General features: G+C 73.1%; 18 protein-coding genes. 9 read left to right on the top strand and 9 right to left on the bottom strand.

What is annotated here, in order from left to right; all coding sequences use genetic code 11:
- Positions 1–6: 6 nt before the first annotated feature.
- Genes JOL79_RS27890 through JOL79_RS27875 form a run of 4 tightly spaced genes read right to left on the bottom strand, consistent with a single transcriptional unit; the run spans position 7 to position 5,846 of the window.
- A complete protein-coding gene (locus tag JOL79_RS27890; protein ID WP_210158874.1) occupies positions 7–1,194 on the bottom strand; it encodes a type III PLP-dependent enzyme domain-containing protein in 1,188 nt (395 codons plus the stop codon).
- Positions 1,191–2,942, bottom strand: a complete 1,752-nt coding sequence (locus JOL79_RS27885) for an IucA/IucC family protein (RefSeq protein ID WP_210158873.1) — start codon at positions 2,940–2,942, stop codon at positions 1,191–1,193. Before JOL79_RS27885 ends, JOL79_RS27890 begins: the two co-directional genes overlap by 4 nt.
- A gap of 40 nt (positions 2,943–2,982) precedes the next feature.
- Positions 2,983–4,683, bottom strand: a complete 1,701-nt coding sequence (locus JOL79_RS27880) for an IucA/IucC family protein (RefSeq protein WP_307848773.1) — start codon at positions 4,681–4,683, stop codon at positions 2,983–2,985.
- Positions 4,680–5,846 carry an ATP-grasp domain-containing protein gene (locus tag JOL79_RS27875; RefSeq protein ID WP_210158872.1) on the bottom strand — a complete coding sequence of 389 codons (1,167 nt, stop codon included), beginning with the start codon at positions 5,844–5,846 and terminating at the stop codon, positions 4,680–4,682. Before JOL79_RS27875 ends, JOL79_RS27880 begins: the two co-directional genes overlap by 4 nt.
- Positions 5,847–5,974: 128 nt before the next feature.
- On the opposite strand from JOL79_RS27875, the gene nudC reads away from it, so the two are divergent.
- Complete coding sequence (gene nudC / locus JOL79_RS27870; protein ID WP_372446818.1) at positions 5,975–6,883, top strand: NAD(+) diphosphatase; 909 nt, start codon at positions 5,975–5,977, stop codon at positions 6,881–6,883.
- A 66-nt stretch (positions 6,884–6,949) separates the two neighbouring features.
- Here nudC and JOL79_RS27865 read toward each other — a convergent pair whose 3' ends face one another.
- Positions 6,950–7,189, bottom strand: coding sequence for a mycoredoxin (locus tag JOL79_RS27865; RefSeq protein WP_210158870.1), 240 nt, complete (start codon positions 7,187–7,189; stop codon positions 6,950–6,952).
- Between the two features lie 127 nt (positions 7,190–7,316).
- Between JOL79_RS27865 and JOL79_RS27860 the strand changes: the two genes are divergently transcribed.
- Both JOL79_RS27860 and JOL79_RS27855 read left to right on the top strand, forming a co-directional pair.
- Positions 7,317–7,916: a TetR/AcrR family transcriptional regulator gene (locus JOL79_RS27860; RefSeq protein ID WP_230985614.1), complete on the top strand. Its 600-nt coding sequence runs from the start codon at positions 7,317–7,319 to the stop codon at positions 7,914–7,916.
- Between the two features lie 90 nt (positions 7,917–8,006).
- Positions 8,007–8,690 carry an SDR family oxidoreductase gene (locus JOL79_RS27855; protein WP_210158869.1) on the top strand — a complete coding sequence of 228 codons (684 nt, stop codon included), beginning with the start codon at positions 8,007–8,009 and terminating at the stop codon, positions 8,688–8,690.
- Between the two features lie 40 nt (positions 8,691–8,730).
- On the opposite strand, the gene JOL79_RS27850 is transcribed toward JOL79_RS27855, so the two are convergent.
- The gene (locus tag JOL79_RS27850) at positions 8,731–9,732 is read right to left on the bottom strand and encodes an alpha/beta hydrolase (protein WP_307848771.1); all 1,002 of its coding nucleotides are present in this window, start codon (positions 9,730–9,732) and stop codon (positions 8,731–8,733) included.
- Positions 9,733–9,860: 128 nt separating this feature from the next.
- Here JOL79_RS27850 and JOL79_RS27845 point away from each other — a divergent pair, with 128 nt between their 5' ends.
- The 4 genes from JOL79_RS27845 (at position 9,861) to JOL79_RS27830 (ending at position 13,584) form a co-directional block, all read left to right on the top strand.
- Positions 9,861–11,906, top strand: a complete 2,046-nt coding sequence (locus JOL79_RS27845; protein WP_210158868.1) for an ATP-dependent DNA helicase UvrD2 — start codon at positions 9,861–9,863, stop codon at positions 11,904–11,906.
- Between the two features lie 24 nt (positions 11,907–11,930).
- Entirely contained in the window at positions 11,931–12,815 is an 885-nt protein-coding gene (locus tag JOL79_RS27840) for an acyl-CoA thioesterase (protein ID WP_210158867.1), read from the top strand.
- A 112-nt stretch (positions 12,816–12,927) separates the two neighbouring features.
- A complete protein-coding gene (locus JOL79_RS27835) occupies positions 12,928–13,197 on the top strand; it encodes a hypothetical protein (RefSeq protein ID WP_210158866.1) in 270 nt (89 codons plus the stop codon).
- Between the two features lie 120 nt (positions 13,198–13,317).
- On the top strand, positions 13,318–13,584 hold the full coding sequence (locus JOL79_RS27830; RefSeq protein WP_210158865.1) for a WhiB family transcriptional regulator: 267 nt from the start codon (positions 13,318–13,320) through the stop codon (positions 13,582–13,584).
- A gap of 362 nt (positions 13,585–13,946) precedes the next feature.
- On the opposite strand, the gene JOL79_RS27825 is transcribed toward JOL79_RS27830, so the two are convergent.
- Positions 13,947–15,260, bottom strand: a complete 1,314-nt coding sequence (locus JOL79_RS27825; protein ID WP_210158864.1) for an ABC1 kinase family protein — start codon at positions 15,258–15,260, stop codon at positions 13,947–13,949.
- A complete protein-coding gene (locus tag JOL79_RS27820) occupies positions 15,257–16,321 on the bottom strand; it encodes a ThiF family adenylyltransferase (RefSeq protein ID WP_210158863.1) in 1,065 nt (354 codons plus the stop codon). The genes JOL79_RS27825 and JOL79_RS27820 overlap by 4 nt, the downstream gene beginning before the upstream one ends.
- 200 nt (positions 16,322–16,521) lie before the next feature.
- On the opposite strand from JOL79_RS27820, the gene JOL79_RS27815 reads away from it, so the two are divergent.
- Positions 16,522–17,037 carry a M48 metallopeptidase family protein gene (locus JOL79_RS27815; protein WP_307848770.1) on the top strand — a complete coding sequence of 172 codons (516 nt, stop codon included), beginning with the start codon at positions 16,522–16,524 and terminating at the stop codon, positions 17,035–17,037.
- Complete coding sequence (locus tag JOL79_RS27810) at positions 17,034–17,609, top strand: glycosyltransferase family protein (RefSeq protein WP_210158861.1); 576 nt, start codon at positions 17,034–17,036, stop codon at positions 17,607–17,609. Before JOL79_RS27815 ends, JOL79_RS27810 begins: the two co-directional genes overlap by 4 nt.
- Here the strand turns inward: JOL79_RS27810 and JOL79_RS27805 are convergent.
- On the bottom strand, positions 17,602–17,844 hold the full coding sequence (locus JOL79_RS27805; protein ID WP_210158860.1) for a putative antibiotic biosynthesis monooxygenase: 243 nt from the start codon (positions 17,842–17,844) through the stop codon (positions 17,602–17,604). The two genes, JOL79_RS27810 and JOL79_RS27805, sit on opposite strands and share 8 nt — an antisense overlap.
- Positions 17,845–17,863: the final 19 nt, after the last annotated feature.

Raw genomic sequence — 17,863 nt, 5'->3', positions numbered from 1 at the left:
CGCGGGCTACCCCAGGTAGTGGAACGACGGCTTGGGATGCATCAGGAAGTCGTGATGCGAGATGTTCCACGCGTACGCGCCTGCCATGGCGAAGGCGACGACGTCCCCCGGCTCCAGGGCGGCCGGGACGCGCCGGGCGAAGACGTCCTTCGGCGTGCACAGCCGCCCCACGAGGGTCGTCGGCGCGATCTGCGGGATCTCCACGGTCCCCGCTGTCTTCGTGGCGCCGCCGAGCACGGCGAACGGCTGGTCGTGGCCCTTCGTCACCGGAGTCCGCAGATGGTGCGTCCCGCCCGACAACACGGCGAACCGCTCGCCGTGCACCCGCTTCACGTCGATGACGCGGGTCAGGTACCACCCGCAGTAGGCCGTCATCGCCCGGCCCGGCTCGATGCGGAGCGTCTCGCCGGGCCGCGCCAGGTCGCGCAGCCCCCGGCCGTACTCCGCCCAGTCGAACCGGGCGTCCGGGTCGGCGTAGTCGACCGCCATCCCGCCGCCGAGGTTGAACTCCGCGAGACCGAGCCCCCGGCCGTACGCGAGGACCGCTTCCGCGAGTTCGAGCAGCGCGGGGGCCGCCAGGCCGCTCGCCAGGTGGGCGTGGACGCCGCGCAGCCGCACGGGGCCGCGCCGTCCAGGGTCGTGCACGCCGGCTCCGTGCGGGGCGGGTCTGTGCGCGGCCGGGCCCTCCGCGCCGGGGCCGGTCGCGAGCAGCCGCAGGCACTCGGCGACGCCCTCGCCGTCCATCCCGAACGGCGTCGCGCCGCCGCCCATGGCGAGCGCGGCCCCGGCCACCGGGACGCCGAGGTTGACCCGGAGCAGCACCTCCGCCGGACCGGTGAGGCGGCGCAGCTCCGCCGGGCTCTCCACGTGCCAGCGGTACGCGGACGGCGCGAGGGCCAGCTCGGCCTCGATCTTGCCGGGGCCGCCGAAGCTCACCGGCAGGTCCGGCAGCACGGCGGTGGCGTGGGCGAACTCGCCGCCGGAGGACACCTCCAGCCCGTCCAGGTGGGGGGCGAGCGTCCGCAGGATCTCCGCGTCCGGGTTGGCCTTGACCGCGTAGTGGAGCTCCACGCCCTCCGTCACCGCCCGCACCGCCGCCGCGTGGCGGTCGAGCGCGGGCAGGTCGTACACGTACGCCGGGACGTCGCCGAGCGACCGGGCGACGGCGCGGACGCCCTCGGGCACCTCGATCATCCGGCGGTCCTCTCCAGTTCCACGGCCAGTGGGTTGCGAACCTCGACATAACCGGCGAAGCGGTCGGCGGCCCTGGCCCAGCGCACCGCGAGGTTGGCCTTCGCGGGCAGCGGCTCGCCGGTCAGGAGCGCCGCGAGGGGGAGCGCCCAGCCGCCAGTCCCGGGCGCGTGCTCGTCGGCGTAGCGCGACAGCGCGGCCCGCGCGACCGCCCAGAGCTCCCGGAGCAGGCCGTCCTCGTCGCCCGGCCGCGCGGCTGCGGCGACGGTGGCCGACACCTCGGCCAGGTGGTTCACCATCAGGCAGTACGCCACCCGGTCCCACCCCCGGTCGGCCGGGTAGCTGAGCGGCTCCGCCAGCCCGGGGGGCAGGCCGGACAGGTCGTGCCGTCCGCCGACCAGCTTCGTCCCCTCCAGGTCGCGGAAGACCGCCTGGGCCGGAAGCCCGTCCGCGTCGCATCCCACGAGCACATTCTGCACGTGGGGCTCCAGCACGACGCCGTGCCGGACGTAGGCGTCGAGCACGGGGAATGCGACCAGCTCCACGTACGCCTCCCACCACCCGAGCGGGTCGGCGGCGCGGCGGGCGCGCACGGCGACGGGAACGCCCGGCGGGCCGCCGCCCTCCGGATCCGTGCCGTGCGGCGAGGCCGCAAGCGCCGCCGCGAGGACGGGCACCACCCCCGGGCCGCAGACCGACCAGGGGCCGGTACGGACGATCACGCCGAGCCCTTCGAGCAGCCGGGCGCCGAGGGCGGCGGAACGGTATCCGGGCTCGGGCAGCCAGCGAGTGCCGGGGAACCGCCCGGCCAGCCGGTCGAACACCGGGCGCAGCCGCCGGGTGAGCTCGACCGCGCCGGCCAGCTCGTACCACGCGTTCTTCCGCACGCAGTTGGTGATCCGCACGTCGAGGCTGAACTTGAGGCAGGTGCCGGTGACGGCGTCGTAGACCGTCCGAACCGACGACGTGGGGAACACCTCGCGCCCGGCCGGCCCGAGGTCGACGAGCCGCCCGTCCGCGAGCGGCCCGGCCAGCTCGGCGGCGAGCAGGTCGAGCTGCCAGGGGTGCGCGGGCAGCGGCAGATAGCCCGGCGGCGCGTCGCCCAGGGCGTCGAGCGGGCCGGTGTCGAGCGGGCCCGTCTCGCCCGCCCCGGCCGCGACGTCCGCCCGCACTCCGAGCAGACGCAGCGGAAACGACGCATGGGTCTCGGGGGCGTACCGCGCCCAGCCGTCGCCGCCGCGCGCCTTGGGCGACGGGTGGAAGGGGTGGCCGGTGACGAGGGCCTGCTCGGACGCGAGCCAGGAGTCGGCGGGCGCCGCGGCCCGCCGCCGGGCCGCGACGATCGCCGCGATGGCCTCCCGGCTGCTCGTGACCTGGGCGGCGAACTCGCCGTTCCGCTCGCCGGTGTTCCGCTCGTCTCCGGCCCGTGCGGCGAGCTCCCGCTCGACCAGCGTGATCAGCAGGTCGGAGGTCAGCGGCCGCCACACGCCGCCGGACAGCTGTTCCGGGGGGCCGTCGAAGCGCAGCGCGATCCCGCCCCGCGCCCGCACGCGGACCAGCGTGCCGGCGACGCGCAGCGTCAGGTACGGTCCGGCGGCGTGCCCGGACAGGGCGCGGCCGGGCGTGACGTCGTCGGCCAGGGCGCGGCCGGGCGCGGCGTCGCCGCCCAGCTCGCGCAGGCAGCAGCGCAGCAGCGCCGCCACCGTCGCCTCCTCCGCGAGCGTGTCCGGATCGGTCGGGAGATGGTTCATCGGTCGAGCCGCCCTTCGCGTCGGGTCCGCGGCGATGACGTCACCAGCGCAGGTAGTTCGGGCCTGACGTGCCGTAGAACTTGTTGACGTCCCTGGCCCCGGTCCGTTCCTTGGCGACCAGCGTCCCGGCGACGACCATCGACTTGCCGACGAGCCGGTCGGCGTCGAGGGTGCGCGCCCGGAGCAGCCGCGCGAGGGGATCGCCGGGGAAGCGGTCGAGCGCGGCGGCCAGCGCCCCGCGCACCAGCCGCGCCCCCGCCGTCCCCACCGCGCCGTACGCCACCGCCATCGAGGCGAGGTGGAGGGTGACGGTGACGAAGACGTCGGCGAGCGCGTAGGGGTCGTCGGTCAGCATGCGCTCGTCGCCGAACGCGGGGACGGGCAGCCCCGCCGTCCGCAGCCGGTCGGGGGAGGCGAGCAGCCCGTCGTTGTCCTTCACCAGCAGGCGCGGCGGCCCGTCGCCGAACACCAGTGACAGGTTCTGCTGGTGGGCCTCCAGGGCCACGCCGTACCGGACGAACAGCGTGACGCTCCAGCCGAGCAGCACGCCGAGATAGTCGCGCAGCAGCTCGCCGATCCGGCCGCCGTAGAAGCGGGCGGCGAGGTCATGCGCCACCGTGCCCCGCCCGCCGGGCAGCTCCGCCGGCAGCGCCGCGACCGGGACGATCTCACCCTCCGGCAGCCCGCGGACCAGCCAGCCGAGGTATTCGTGGCCGGCGTGGCCGTACGTCTGCTCGTCGGCGAGCACGACCCGCGACCCGCTCTCCCGGCGCAGGATCGCGCGGAGCAGCGACTCGGCCAGGGCGCCGTCGCGCAGCGTGCCGGGCTTGATGGAGCGCCGGTTGCGCAGCCCGAGCGTGCTCATGGGCAGCGGCAGCTTCAGGTGGGTCCGCCCGTCGACCTCGACGGTCCGCATCGACAGCGTCGGCCGTACGGTCAGGCGCGGGGGGCGCGCGGTGCCGCCCGCGCGGTCGCCCGCACCGACGCCGGGAACGATCAGGCCGGGCAGCTCCGGCAAAACGGGCAGGGTCAGCGGATGGACCGGGAACGGCACGTGCGTGCGGGCCAGACCCGGGGGGAGGCCGGCGTCGCCCGGCTCCGGCCACCATGGCGGCAGCGGGCGGGCGAGCGTGGCCCGCTCGCGCGGCACCGCCACCCACGCCGGCGCGAACCGCGGCGCGAACTCCGGCGCGTACGCCGTCAGGTCGCGCGGGGAGACGCCGAGACGGCAGCGCGATGTCGGATAGACGGGGTGGTCGACCGTCGCCGCGAGGGCCTCGTAGAAGGCGGAGGCACGGCCGGGCCCGCCGTCGTGCTCCTCCTCCGCGAGGAGGCGGGCGGACACCTCGTCCCGATGGGTTTGGTGCAGTTCCAGCGCCGCGAGCGCCTCGCGGCACTCCCGGGCGAACGCCGCGACGCCCTCCGCGTCGGCCGGATCGGCGACGGCCCCGAGGGTGCCGAGCACCTCGTCCAGCCGGAGTGGCGCGTCCGGAGCCCCGGCGGTCGCCGGGGTCTCCACGGCCCCAGCGGAGACGGAGAAGTCCTGGTAGGGGCTGCCCGGGGCGGGCCGCACCGTGCGGCCGGACGCGAGCACCAGGGCCACCCCGTTCTTGTCGTGCGTCAGCCGGGACATCAGGCCGCCGTAGTCTTCGCGCAGCAGCGCGTCGAGCGCGCGGACCGCCAGACGGTGCTCGATCAGGCGACGCTCGATCGGGCGGTGCTCGACGGGGCCGCCCGTCACGTGATCACCCAGGGATCGCGCGCCAGGAACGACCGCACCGCGGCGTCGACGCTCGCGCGGTCGGGGCCGAGGGCCCGGACCAGGCCGAGATAGTCGCGGTTGGTGTGGGTCAGCTCGACCCGGTCGCCGACGCCGCGCAGCGGCCGGTGCCACAGCCGCACGCCGTCCGTCGTGTCCGCCTCGGCGGCGGTTCCCGGAGGGGCGGCGGTGACGACTCCGGGGCGGTCGGCGACGAGGCTGACGACGGATCCGTACGCGGTGGACGGGCCGGGGCGCCACGGGGGGAGCGGACGGCCTGCGTGGGCCAGCAGGATCCACTCGTGCAGCGGCACACCGAGGAGATCGGCCAGCAGGAAGTCGCAGGTGTCCCCGATCAGCCGGTAGTTGATCTCGATGACGCGGGGGCCCTCCGGCGTCACGGCGTACTCCGTGTGGCACGCCCCCAAGCCCGCGCCCACCACCCGTAAGGCGGCGAGCAGGTGTTCCAGGTGGTCGGGCGGGATCTCTGGATCCCAGTCGAGCCGCTCCTCGACGAAGTGGGGACGCGGGCCGAGGGTGGTGCGGAAGCCGCCGAGGACATGGATCGCGTCGCCGTCTCCCAGCGTCTCCAGCGTGCGTACCGGCCCGTCGAGGAACTCCTCCGCGACGAGCGGCTCGTCCGGCCGTCGCGTCCGGATGTCCGCCACCGCCGCGCCGAGCTCCGCCGCGTCGTGCGCCAGCACGACGTCCTCGCTGGCCACGCCGTACGCGGGCTTCACCACCACCGGGTACGGCAGGGCGGCGGGCGGCGCCGCCCCGGGCGGCAGCCGTACCGACCTGACCGGGTCGAGCACCGACAGGGCGCGGCGCGTCAGCGCCTTGTTCTTCGCCGTCACGCAGGCGCGCCAGTCCTTCGCGGGCAGCCCGAAGTACGCGGAGGCGAGCGCGGTGGCCGCCTGGAGGTGATCGGAGTTGGAGAAGACGACATCGGGGCGGTGGTGCGCGGCGACGGCGTCGATGACGGCCCGGTGATCGCGCACGTCGGCCGCCATCGTCTCGAATCCGGGATACCGGTCGGGCTGGTCGGTCAGGATCGTCACGTCCCAGCCGAGGCGGGCGGCCGCCGGCAGGAATCCGGACGTCACCGAGTCGGTCGGGTTGAGCGTGGTGAGGTACAGCCGCACCGGCCCTCCGTAGGTAAGGCTAACCTAACTCGAATATGGTAGCGTCCGTATCCCCTCACGTGCGGGGAATCCCCACGGGCAGCCTCCTTGTTTCCTTGGCAGCCCGTGGAAGGATGAACGCCGTGGAAATCTCGGACGGCCTGCTCGGCCCCCTCCTGCTGGCCCGCAACGCCATCGACCGCTCCGCGGCCCTGCGCGGCGACGAGGAGTGGCTCGTACGGGCGTGGGCGGCGGAGAAGACGAGAGTCCTGCTCGTTCACGAGGGACGCACTCTGATCAGCCGGTTCACGGACGGTGCCGCCCTGGTCCTGATGTCCCCGGGGGAGGCGCCGGAGGGCACCCGTTACCTGCTCGGCGTCGACGACGACGGGGTGCCCTACTTCGCGGTGCGCGCGCCGCTCCCGCCGGAGGCGACGGGAGAGGTGGCCGGCCTGAGGGAGGCGGCCGTGCTGCTCGACGACCGCGACGCGGGCCTGCTCGTCTACGCCGTGGCCCTGGAGGCGTGGCACGACACCCACGAGTTCTGCCCGAGGTGCGGCAGCCGGACGAACATCACGACCTCGGGGCACACGCGGATCTGTCCCGAGGATGGCAGCCAGCACTTCCCGCGGGTCGACCCCGCGGTGATCATGCTTGTCCGCGACGACGCGGACCGTGTGCTGCTCGCGCGCGGCCCGCGGTGGCCCGAGGGCCGGATGTCGGTGCTCGCCGGATTCGTCGAGCCGGGGGAGTCGCTGGAACACGCGGTCGCCCGGGAGGTGCTTGAGGAGGTCGGGGTCGTGGTCACCGGCCCGCGCTACATGGGGAGCCAGCCCTGGCCGTTCCCGCGGAGCCTCATGCTGGGCTTCGTCGCCCGTGCCGTGACCACCGAGCTGCGCCCCGACGAGGAGGAGATCGCCGAGGCGCGGTGGCTGTCGAGGGAGGAACTCGCCGCCCAGGTCGAGTCGGGCGAGCTGCGGCTGCCGGGCCAGGTCTCGATCGCGCGCCGGCTGATCGAGACCTGGTACGGATCGCCCATCACGACGGCCGACGACTGAGCGGCCGGCGATCGAACGGGTGCCGGCCGAGCGGGCGGTCGCCCGGTCCGCCGCCGGGCGCGGCCGTCAGCAGGCGCCCTGCAGGTGGCGCTTGACCTCGGCCACCGAGGGGTTGGTCATGGTGTGGCAGTCGGCGACCACGGTCGGCACGACCTGGTTGCCGTTGTTGACGCTCTCCACGAACGCGGCGGCCTCGGGATGGCTCTCGATGTTGACCTCGCTGTAGGCGATGCCTTCCCTCGTCAGCTGGCTCTTCAGTCGCTTGCACGGCCCGCACCAACTCGTCGTGTACACCGTAAGCGCCATCCTGGTTCCCTTCGTGCGCCGATTCCTGTCAGCGTGAGCGACAGTCCGAACATCGATCACCCTTCCGATGTTCCCGCCCGCGGGCCGGTTTCCGCGTCGCCCGCCGTGCAGGGATCTAGGATGATAAATGTCATCTAATGGTCGGGAGAAGTTCGTCGGGAGAAAGGGGGCCGCGATGGGCCGGGTCTCACGTGCGCAGGCCGAGGAGCACCGCCGGCAGGTGGTCGAGGCCGCGTCGCGTCTGTTCCGCGAGCGCGGCGTCCAGGCCGTCGGCCTCGGTGAGCTCATGGGCGAGGTGGGCCTGACCCACGGCGGGTTCTACCGGCAGTTCGCCTCCAAGGACGCGCTGGTCGCGGAGGCCGTGGCGCAGGCGTTCGCGGAGGAGACCTCCTACGGCGACGCCGGCGGGCGGCCGGCGGGGCCGGAGGGGGCGCGCCGGGACCTGCTCGACGCCTATCTCTCCCCCGCGCACCGCGACGACGCCGGGAGTGGCTGCCCCGTCGCCGGATTCGGGGCCGACATGGCCAGGGACGAAGCGGCCGCCGCCGCGCGGGAGCCGTACGCGGAGGGGGTGCGGCGGTTCGCCCGTCAGGTCTCCGCGGACGGCGGCGAGGACCTGGCGGCCGTGTGCACCATGGTCGGCGCGCTCCTGCTCGCCCGCGCCACCGCGGGCACCGAGCTGTCGGACGAGATCCTGCGCGCGGCCAGGACGGCACTGGACGGTTAGGGGTGGCACTGGGCGACTAGGGGTGGCGGTCGGCGGCCGAATAGATGTTAACCTTCATCTAAATTGGTTCGTCGTCGAAGGGATCACGCCATGAAGCTCGACCACGCCGTCGCGGTGGTGACCGGTGGAAACCGCGGGCTGGGCCGGCAGTTCGTCGCCCAGCTGATCGAACGGGGGGCGAAGGTGTACGCCGCGGCCCGCAGGCCCGAGACGGTCGACGTGCCGGGCGCGGTGCCGCTGCGCCTGGACATCACCGACCCGGCGGCGGTGGAGGAGGCGGCCCGGATCGCGTCCGACGCCACGCTGCTCATCAACAACGCCGGCATCTCAACGCACACCCACCTGATCGGCGGCGACTTCGCGGACATCAGGCTGGAGATGGAGACCCACTACTTCGGCCCCCTGGCCGTGACGCGGGCGTTCGCGCCGGTGATCGAGGCCAACGGCGGCGGGGCGGTGCTCAACGTGCTGTCGGTCCTGTCGTGGGTGCACCTGCCCGACTACGGCGCCTACGCGGGGGGCAAGACGGCGGCCTGGGCGATGACCAACGTCGCCCGGCAGCAGCTCGCGCCCCGGGGCATCCAGGTCGCCGCCCTGCACGTCGGCTACATGGACACGGACATGGCCGACTACGTCGACCCGGGACAGAAGAGCGACCCGGCGCTGATCGCCGGGATCGCCCTGGACGCCGTCGAGGCGGGCGAGCCGGAGATCCTCGCCGATGACCTCACCCGGGCCGTCAAGCAGAACCTGTCGGCTCCTGTGACGCTCTAGACGCTCCGGCGCCGCGGGCGGAGGGGCGGCCGGGCGGGGCTCACGGGGTGGCGGGGGCCAGCCTCGCCGCGATCCAGGACTGGACGGTGCGGGCGACGCCCCGCTCCCGGTAGACGGGCGCGCTGTGCTGCCTGCCGGGCACCGTCTTGACCGTCATCGGCACCCCCACCTCTGCGAGTGCCTGCTTCAGCAGCTCGCTCTCGTACGGCGGGACGAACTCGTCGTCCGAGTGGACGGTGAACATGGGCGCGTCGCGCGAGGTCACGTGATAGGCGGGCTCCATGCTCGCCCAGATCTTCGGGCAGCGGGTGGGCAGGCATCCGCCGGCGAGGGCGATCGCGGCCTTGCGCAGCTTGCGCTGCTCCGCGTCGCCCACGCCGAGCGCGCCGTCGGCGTAGGCGGTCAGCGGTGAGACGACCGGGGAGATCCCGGCCACGCCGCGCAGCCCGGGGATGCCGTCGCCGTACGTCCCGACGGCCGCGGCGATGTGACCGCCCGCGGAGAAGCCGAGCAGCACGTAGCGGTTGGGGTCGGTGTTCAGCGCGGCGGCGTTCCTGCGCACGGTCGCGATGGCGTCGATCGTGTCGTCGCGCTGGGCCGGCCACGGGGCGTCACCCGAGAGCCGGTAGTCGATGTTCACGACGGTGTAGCCGAGCTGGGCGTAGCTGCGGCTGACCGAGGTCTCGTACTTCTTGTCGCCACCCGACCACCAGCCGCCGTGGATGACGAACACCGCCGGCCGGCGCGGCCCGTCCGTATGCCACCAGACGTCCATCCGCTGGCGGACGTGCGGGCCGTACGCGAACGTCCTGATCCTCACGGGCGACGTCGCGGACGGAGAGGGGGACGGCGAAGCCCCGGAGGAGGCCGAGGCGGAGGCCGACGGGCTGGGCGTGGCGCTCGGCTGCGGCGTCTCCGTGGCCGGTGTTCCCGTGGCCGCGGTGGTCACCGCGGCCGTGGCGCCGGCCTCGGCGGCGGCGCCCGACTGGGCGAGCACAACGGCGACGAGGGCGAGGGCCCCGGCGGCTGACGCTGACTTCACCGCTGCTTTCACGGCTTCGTTCCTCCCCGAACTCACCATCGCGCCGACCGGTCCCCGGGACACGTCCGGGGGCCTGCTGGAAGGATGATGCCAGTAATGTCGTCCGCGTCGCATGTTGGGAGCGCCCCTTGGACGTTCTGGAGGGTCTGGATCCCGAGCAGCGAGAGGTCGCCGAGGCCGTCCGCGGACCCGTCTGCGTGCTCGCGGGGGCGGGCACCGGGAAGACCCGGGCCATCACCCATCGGATCGCGTACGCCGTGCACACGGGCGTGGTGGAGCCCCAGGGCGTGCTCGCCGTGACCTTCACCACCAGGGCGGCGGGCGAGCTGAAACAGCGGCTCCGCCGTCTGGGCGCGCCCGGCGTGCAGGCGCGCACCTTCCACGCGGCGGCCCTGCGGCAGCTCAGCTACTTCTGGCCCCGGGTGATCGGCGGCGATACGCCGCAGGTCGTCGAGTCGAAGCTGCCGCTGCTGATCGAGGCGTGCCGCCGGATGCGCCGCAACCCCGACCGGGGCGAGCTGCGTGACGTCGCGAGCGAGATCGAGTGGGCCAAGGTCACCCAGATCGGCCCGGACGACTACCCGGCCGCCGCCGTCAAGGCCGGCCGCACCCCGCCGATCGCGCCCGAGGAGGTCGCCCGGCTCTACGAGGGATACGAGGGCCTGCGCCGCCAGCGCAACCTCATCGACTTCGAGACGATCCTGGAGCTCACGGCCGCCGTGATGACCGAGCACCGGGAGGTGGCCAACCAGATCCGCCAGCAGTACCGCTACTTCGTGGTCGACGAGTTCCAGGACGTCAACCCGCTGCAGAAGCTGCTGCTCGACACCTGGCTGGGCGGGCGCGACGAACTGTGCGTCGTCGGCGACCCCAACCAGACCATCTACTCCTTCACCGGCGCGACCCCTCACTACCTGACGAACTTCGCCGTCGAACACCCGTCGGCCACGGTGGTGCGGCTGGTCCGCGACTACCGCTCGACACCCCAGGTGGTTTCCCTGGCCAACCGGGTGATGGCCCGGTCGCCGCACCGGCTGGAGTTGGTCGCGCAGCGCCCCGAGGGGCCGGAGGCCGTCTTCACCGAGTACGACGACGAGGCCGCCGAGGCGCTGGGCGTGGCGCTCACGGTCAAGAAGCTGATGGCCGACGGCGTCCCCACGCGTGAGATCGCGGTGCTGTTCCGGATCAACGCGCAGTCGGAGGCGTACGAGCAGGCGTTCGCCGACGCGGGCGTGCCGTACGTGCTGCGCGGCGCGGAGCGCTTCTTCGAGCGGCCCGCGGTGCGGCAGGCGGTGGTGCTGCTGCGCGGCGCGGCGCGGGCGGGCGACGACGGGGAGCCGCTCGCTCCGGCCGTGCACGCCATCCTGTCGGGCATCGGGCTCACTCCCGAGCCGCCCGGCGGCGGCAAGGCAAGGGAGGCGTGGGAGTCCCTGAAGGCCCTCGCCGACCTCGCCGAGGACATGGCGGCGGAGGGGGCCGGCCTGCCCGCGTTCGTGGCCGAGCTGGAGCGCCGGGCCATGGAACAGCACGCCCCGCCGGTCGAGGGCGTGACGCTCGCCTCGCTGCACGCCGCCAAGGGCCTGGAGTGGGACGCGGTCTTCCTCGTCGGTCTCACCGAGGGCATGGTCCCCATCGTGTACGCCGAGACGCCCGACCAGATCGAGGAGGAGCGCCGCCTGCTCTACGTCGGTGTGACCCGGGCCCGCGAGCACCTCCACCTCTCCTGGGCGCTGGCCCGATCCCCCGGGGGGCGGCGCGCCCGCCGCCCGTCCCGCTTCCTCGACGGTCTGTCCCCCCGCACCACCGCGGCCAGGGTGGAACGGCCGGCGGGCCGGGGCAGGAAGACGGCCACCCCGGTGCAGTGCCGCATCTGCGGCAAGACGCTGTCGGCCGCGGCCGAGCAGAAGCTGGGCCGCTGCGCCACCTGCCCCGCCGACTACGACGAGGCGCTGCTCGAACGACTCAGGACGTGGCGCACCGCGGCGGCCAAGGAGGCGAAGGTGCCGGCGTACGTCGTCTTCACCGACGTGACGCTGCAGGCCATCGCCGAGCGGGCGCCGGTCTCCGAGCAGGACCTGCTCGGAATCGCCGGGATCGGGCGGGTCAAACTTGAGCGGTACGGGGACGCGGTGCTGGAGCTCTGCCGCGGCGCCGATAGTGTTACCGGCGAGTAATCGCCCTTGGTGTTGGAGGCCCCCGTGAACTCGGCTCTCAAGGAGCTGCTGGACTTGCTCGACCTGGAGCAGATCGAGCTCGACATCTTCCGCGGCCGTAGCCCGGAGGAGCGGTTCCAGCGGGTCTTCGGCGGCCAGGTCGCGGCCCAGGCCCTGGTGGCGGCGGGACGCACGGTCCCGGGCGACCGGATGGTCCACTCGCTGCACGCCTACTTCATCCGGCCAGGCGACCCGGCGATCCCGATCATCTACAACGTCGAGCGGGTGCGGGACGGCCGGTCGTTCACGACGCGGCGCATCACGGCCATCCAGCACGGCAAGGTGATCTTCTCCATGTCGGCGTCGTTCCACATCCAGGAGGAGGGCGTCAGCCATCAGGCGGCCGTGATGCCCGACGTGCCCGGTCCCGAGGGCCTGCCCACGTGGCATCAGCGGATGCTGTCGGTGTTCGGCGACGAGCCGAGCATGCGCGACTGGCTGGCGAAGCCGCGCCCTGTCGACGCCCGTTACGTGAACGCCCTGCCGTGGGAGGCGGAGCGGGACCCCAGCCTCGTCACGTCCGACAACCTCGTCTGGTTCCGGTACGACGCCGACCTGCCGGACGACCCGCTGCTCCACATCGTGCTCGCGGCGTACGCGTCCGACTTCACCCTGGTGGACACCGTCCTGCTGGCGCACGGCCTGGCCTGGGGCTCGTCCGGCGTGAGTGGCGCGTCCCTCGACCACGCCATGTGGTTCCACCGGCCGTTCCGCGCCGACGACTGGCTGCTCTACGCCCAGGAGTCGCCGTGGTCGGGGGGCGCCCGCGGCCTGGCCCGCGGGCAGATGTTCACGCCCTCCGGGGAACTGGCGGTTTCGGTGGTGCAGGAGTGCATGATCCGTGTCTCCGGAGATGTCACGAAGTCGTGAAAATCGCAGGTAGAAAATAGGTTGCCCGTCCCCGCACCGCACGTTTAGGGTCTTGCACAGGTCAGCCGGGCGAACACGCCCGGCACGTTCCACCGCATTGGAGGTGAGTCTCGTGGCAAGCATCATCGCTTTCGCTACGCCGTGGCTCGCCTCCGCATGCCCGGCCGCCGACGGCGTGCAGGTGAAACTGCCACTCGCCGCGGCCGCCCGCACTCGCGCCACGTCCCTAAATGGGCGTGGCACCGCCATCGGCTTCGCCGCCCGTGGCACCGCCCCCGCCTATGTCGCCGTCCCGCGGCGACACATGGGCGAAGAGCAGACCAACCGCACCAGTGGGGTGCAGGGTCCGCACTATGCCTGGAGAGAACCGGTCACAACCTGACCGGCCTCCCCTCTCCGGGCCGCGGATCCGCACAGGATCCGCGGCCTATTTGTTTGTCGGCCACGAATCCACCCGTCACGAGGACAACCAGACCAGAACCGATCAAAGAAGGTGACGCAGATGGCGGCCCCGGTCATGGACCTGATCGAAGCCGAAATCCCGTGCCGTACAGAACCCGACCTGTGGTTCGCCGAGTCTCCGGAGGACGTGGAGTTCGCCAAGGCGCTCTGCGGAGGCTGCCCCATCCAGCAGGCCTGCCTGGCCCGCGCGCTGGAGCGCGAGGAGCCGTGGGGCGTCTGGGGCGGCGAACTGATCCTGCGGGGGGTCGTCGTCCCCCGCAAGCGCCCCAGGGGGCGTCCGCGTAAGTCCCCTGTCGTCGCCGCCTGACCGACCGAACGCATCGCAGAACCACCCGAAAGGACCCGATTCCGATGAGCATGTCCCCGACGACGCCGTTGCATCTCCACCATGAACTGGTTCACGACCGAATACGAACCCTCCACCGAGAGGCGGAGGAGGAGCGGCTCGTCAGCCGGATCAGGAGCGTGCGGAAGGCACGCCGGCAGGTCGAGCGGGCTTCCCAGCGTCTGAGCTCCGCGCTCTGGCGCGTGTGATCCCGCCTCGATGATCCGGGAGCGCCGGCTCCCGCCGATGGAGGAGGGCCCGGGCCGTGATCGGCCCGGGCCCTCGTGTTCTCCGGCGCCCTCGTGCCGGCTGTACGCCGTTCGTCCGCCGGCGGGACCCGCCGGTCAGCGGGGGTCGCCGGCGAAGCCGGGCACCCAGCGGACGACCTCGTCGCGGAAACGCGCCGTGGTGCCGAGCTGGCACAGGACGCCGACCCCCGCCGCGTGGACCCGGTGGATCAGCGCGTAGGACGCCGGGAGATTGAGCTGGCGCAGCACGTTGGTGGGCCGCAGATCGGTGACGGTCGCGGCCTGGTGCCGCAGCCACTCCCTGCTGAAGGTGAACTCCTCGACCTGCGTCGGCTCGACGTACGGAGCGAGAAACGCGCGCAACGCGTCCACGTCGACCTCGATGTGGGGGCGGATGAACCCCTCCTCGCGCAGCCCGCGCACCACGGACTCCATGTCGCCGTGGTTGAAGATGCGGGTCAGCGTGCCGAACGCGATCGGGTAGCCGTCGGGCATCCGGTTGACCGCGCCGAAGTCGAGCACGCCCAGCCGGCCGTCCTCCATCACGCGGAAGTTGCCCGGATGCGGGTCGGCGTGCAGCATGCCCACCCGGGAGGGTGAGCAGAAGAGGAACCGGGTGAGCTGCAACCCGGCGCGGTCGCGCTCCTCCTTGGTGCCGTCCGTGATGATGCGCGACAGCGGCGTCCCGTCGATCCACTCGCTGACCAGGATCTGCTCGTTCGCGGCGATGACGTCGGGCACGAGGAAGTCGGCGTCGCCGTGGAACTCCTGGGCGAAGGCGTGCTGGGCCTCGGCCTCGTGGAGGTAGTCGAGCTCCTCGGACAGCCGGTCCTTGAGCTCGGCGAGGAGCGGCTTGATGTCGAGGCCGGGCAGCATCACCCCGAAGAGCTTGCCGAGCCGGGAGAGCTGGGTGAAGTCCGAGATCAGCGCCTTGCCGGCCCCCGGGTACTGGATCTTCACGGCCACCTGGCGGCCGTCGTGCCAGACCGCGCGGTGCACCTGCCCGATCGAGGCGGCAGCGGTGGGGGCGTCGTCGAACTCCAGGAAGTTGTCCCGCCAGTCGTCGCCCAGCTGGTCGGTGAGGACCCGGTGGACGGCCGAGGCGGGGAGCGGCGGGGCCGCCTCCTGCAGGCGGGTCAGGGTCGAGCGGTACGGCCCCGCGATCTCGGCCGGCAGCGCCGCCTCGAAGATCGACAAGGCCTGGCCGAGCTTCATGGCTCCGCCCTTGAGCTCGCCCAGGACCTTGAAGATCTGGTCGGCCGTACGCTGCTGGATCTCCTGGGCCACGAGGTCCGCCGAGGCTCCGCCCAGCCGCCGGCCCAGTCCGAGGGCCGTACGGCCGGCGAACCCCAGCGGCAGTGTGGCGAGCTTGGCCGAACGGGTCACGGCACGGTGGGGGAGGTCACTCACGCGACCATTGTCGGCGATATCACGTCCTTTCGCCCACAATCGCACTCGGGATGGGATTTCCAGGTCCGCCGATGCCAGCGCCAGTCGGGGGAGACGTCCCATGTGATATTCGTCACGTCGGTGCCGTCGAGGTGGGACAGCGCCTGTCCGGCGGCCTGGGCCGCGACCAGGCACGACAGGGTGACGTCGCAGGAGATCTCGCCCGGGGGATAGCCGCCGAGTCGCGCGCACACCATCGGCCACGCGGGATCGCGATCCCGCCGGGCCAGGTCCAGACAGCGCAGGCAGGGGGTCAGCCCCGGCAGCACCAGCGGGCCCACCGAGCCCCGGCCCTCGAACGCGGTGACCAGCAGGTGAGGGACGCCCTCGGCGGTCAGCTCGTGGACGAGCGCCGGGTCGAGCGGCTCGACGGGGGCCAGGACGACCAGGTCGGGGTGGTAGGCGCGGTCGCCGAGGTGGGACGCCGACGCGCCGGGCGAGGCATCGACTCCGGGCGCGGTCTGCCGGGCGAGCGTCACCGCGCCCTGCTCGCGCGGCAGACCGACCGCGGCCGGGACGAGACCGCCGGGCGCGACGTCCTCGGGCCGCGCGGTGCCCGGGTCGACGACGCACAGGTGGCCGACGCCCGCGGCGGCGAGCAGAGCGGCGATCCGCGCGCCGACGCGCCCCGCACCGTAGAGGCGGACCCGGGCCGCCCTCCTGCGGGCCATGGCGTCCATGCCCCCGTCGCCGGAGACGAGGGAGAGGCGGCCGAGCTCGGGCCGGAGCCGGTCGCGCTCGTCCGTCGTGAGACCGGCGAGCGGTGCCGGGCGGACGGCGGCGTCCTCGATCAGGCCGTGGCCCGCCAGCCAGTCGACCAGTTCCCGCGCCTGCGCGTCGCCGAGGCCGCTGCCGGCCGCCGCCTGCCCCAGCCCACGGGTGCCGTCGAGCAGGTCGAGGAACCGCCGCACGGCGTCGTCGACGTCGGTAAGCACGACGGTGTGGAGGGGATGGACGCCGAACTGCAGCGTCATCGGGTCTCGCTCGACGCGGCGCAGGGCGGCTTTCAGACGAGGTCTCATGGTCTCCGGACCCTGCCACATCACGGTTCCGCGTGGGCTTCGCACGCCCGGTGCTGTGGATAATTACCGGGATGATCGTGACTGACCGCTATCCCGAACGCCGGAATTTCCACGCCCGCAAGGTCACGTTCGCCCGATTGACCAGGGAGAACGTGTACCACCCCCTGTGGAAATCCGCGCGTGTCGGCTACCTTTCATATGTGCCCCCCGAGACAGTCGAGGTTCGTCGGAGCGCACGACGGCGGCGAACCGTTTCCGCGTACCGCGATGGTGACAAAACCATCGTGCTGCTTCCGGCCGGTCTGAGCACGACCGATGAGGAGCAGTGGGTGCGACGCATGCTCGACCGGCTTGCCGCCAAGGAGCAGCGAAGACGCCCGAGCGACGACGACCTGCTCGACCGGGCCATGGAGCTGTCCGCCCGTTACCTGGACGGCCGGGCGCTGCCCACGAGCGTGCGCTGGGTGGGCAACCAGTTGCACCGGTGGGGCTCCTGTACTCCCGAGCAGGGCACGATCCGGGTCTCCTCCCGGCTGCGGGGCATGCCGGCGTGGGTGGTCGACTATGTGATCATGCATGAGCTGGTTCACCTGCTGGTGCCCAGCCACGGCCCTCGTTTCTGGGCCCTCGTCGAGCGCTATCCCCGGGCGGAACGTGCCAGGGGCTTCCTCGAAGGATTCTCCATGGCGGCCAACGGCTCCACGGAAGAGTGTTGAACCGCGTCGCGGCGGTCCTGGTCACCGAGCGCATGGCCGATGCGGCGCCCCCCGGCGTCGATCCCGGTGAGTTCCTGCGGGCGGTCGCCGAGGACACCTACGAGGTGGTCGCCGGCCTTGAGCTGGTCAGGCCGGTGATCCTTTCGGCGGGCGTACCAGGGCTTGAGGAGATCGCCTGGCCGGGCACCCCCGTGATCTCCATCGATTCCCCCGCCGAGGCCTTCGCCGCCCTGCCGTACGGGGATGAGGCGGTGGTGGTCTGCGGCGACGCCCCGGACCTGCCGCCCCTGCTGATCGGGAAGCTGTTCCGCGCGCTGGGCGGGGCCCCGCTCGCGGTGTGCCCTGCGGACGGCGGGGGAGCGACCGCGGTCGCGGCCCGGCTGCCGCTGCCGGAATGGGCGCGATTCGGGTTCGACGATCCCGACATCGTGTGGTCGCTGCGCCGGAGGGCGCCCGGACCCCGCATGGTCCCCACCGGGCCGGGATGGCACCGGCTGCGCGCACCGGGCGACGTGTCCCGCCTCGACCTGGGCCTGGAGGGCTGGGAGAGCACCCGCGCCCTGCTCACCTGACCCGCGCCAGGCGCCCCAGCAGCCGCATCAGCCGCGGCATCAGGACGTAGACGACGATCGGCACCGTCAGGGTGGCCATGATCGGGGGCTGCGCGTACGGGGGAAGGGTGCGGAGCACGCTCCCGAGCACCAGGTTCAGGACGGTCAGTGTGGGCAGCACGGCCGTCCAGACCACCAGTGCCTGCAGGTGGCGCGAGGGCTGGGCCAAAGGCCGGGAAACGGTGGTCTCGGTCATGGGGGGCTCCTTCGGATGC

The sequence above is a fragment of the Microbispora oryzae genome, from assembly GCF_017896165.1.
In the GTDB taxonomy this organism is placed as follows: Bacteria; Actinomycetota; Actinomycetes; order Streptosporangiales; family Streptosporangiaceae; genus Microbispora; species Microbispora oryzae.
Note: the sequence above shows the minus strand (reverse complement) of the source record. Positions and strands in the feature narration are given on the sequence as shown.

What these genes read in the sequence shown, in the direction of transcription:
- JOL79_RS27890 (WP_210158874.1), bottom strand. Translation starts at nt 1,194, where the DNA reads ATGATCGAGGTGCCCGAGGGCGTCCGCGCCGTCGCCCGGTCGCTCGGC.
- JOL79_RS27885 (WP_210158873.1), bottom strand. Translation starts at nt 2,942, where the DNA reads ATGAACCATCTCCCGACCGATCCGGACACGCTCGCGGAGGAGGCGACG.
- JOL79_RS27865 (WP_210158870.1), bottom strand. Translation starts at nt 7,189, where the DNA reads ATGGCGCTTACGGTGTACACGACGAGTTGGTGCGGGCCGTGCAAGCGA.
- JOL79_RS27860 (WP_230985614.1), top strand. Translation starts at nt 7,317, where the DNA reads ATGTCATCTAATGGTCGGGAGAAGTTCGTCGGGAGAAAGGGGGCCGCG.
- JOL79_RS27855 (WP_210158869.1), top strand. Translation starts at nt 8,007, where the DNA reads ATGAAGCTCGACCACGCCGTCGCGGTGGTGACCGGTGGAAACCGCGGG.
- JOL79_RS27830 (WP_210158865.1), top strand. Translation starts at nt 13,318, where the DNA reads ATGGCGGCCCCGGTCATGGACCTGATCGAAGCCGAAATCCCGTGCCGT.
- JOL79_RS27820 (WP_210158863.1), bottom strand. Translation starts at nt 16,321, where the DNA reads ATGAGACCTCGTCTGAAAGCCGCCCTGCGCCGCGTCGAGCGAGACCCG.
- JOL79_RS27805 (WP_210158860.1), bottom strand. Translation starts at nt 17,844, where the DNA reads ATGACCGAGACCACCGTTTCCCGGCCTTTGGCCCAGCCCTCGCGCCAC.